Annotated in this window: 1 pseudogene; it reads left to right on the top strand. The window is 73.2% G+C overall.

Annotation, left to right across the window (positions count from 1 at the left end):
- Positions 1–560: pseudogene (locus tag F3J40_RS24615) on the top strand (type IV secretion protein Rhs); the annotation flags it as partial.

Below are 560 nucleotides of genomic sequence, written 5' to 3'. Positions count from 1 at the left end.
AGACGCGCTACGAGTGGCACCCGCGCGGCTGGCTGCTGCGGGAAATCCTGCCGGACGGCAGGCACACCGACTACGAGCACGACGCGGCGGGCCGGGTCCTGACGCGCCGCCAGCCCGACCGGCCGGTGGAGCGCATTGAGTGGGACCACAGCGGGCTGCCGGTGGCCTACACCGGCCCGGACAACCGGCGCTACGCGCGGGAGTATGACGCCAGCGGCCAGCTGGTGCTGACACGCAACCCGGCGGGCCAGACGGTGCGGCTGGAGAGCGACGCACAGGGGCGGGCGGTGCGGCTGATAAATGAGAATGGAGAGGCCACCGCCTTCCGCTACGGGGCGGACGGGCTGCTGCTGGCGGAAACCGCCAGCGACGGGGTGGTGACCGGCTACGGCTACGACGCGGCGGGCCGCCTGCGCGAGAAGGTGTTTGCCCAGGGGCACCGGCAGGCCATCCGCTGGGGCTTTGACTACACCGCCGCCGGGCTGCCCTCCGCCCGCAGCACGCCGGACGGACAGACGCGCTTTGGCTACGACGCCTGCGGCCGCCTGATAACGGCGGCG

Source organism: Candidatus Pantoea multigeneris (assembly GCF_011752615.1).
GTDB classification, from domain to species: Bacteria; Pseudomonadota; Gammaproteobacteria; order Enterobacterales; family Enterobacteriaceae; genus Pantoea; species Pantoea multigeneris.
Note: the sequence above shows the minus strand (reverse complement) of the source record. Positions and strands in the feature narration are given on the sequence as shown.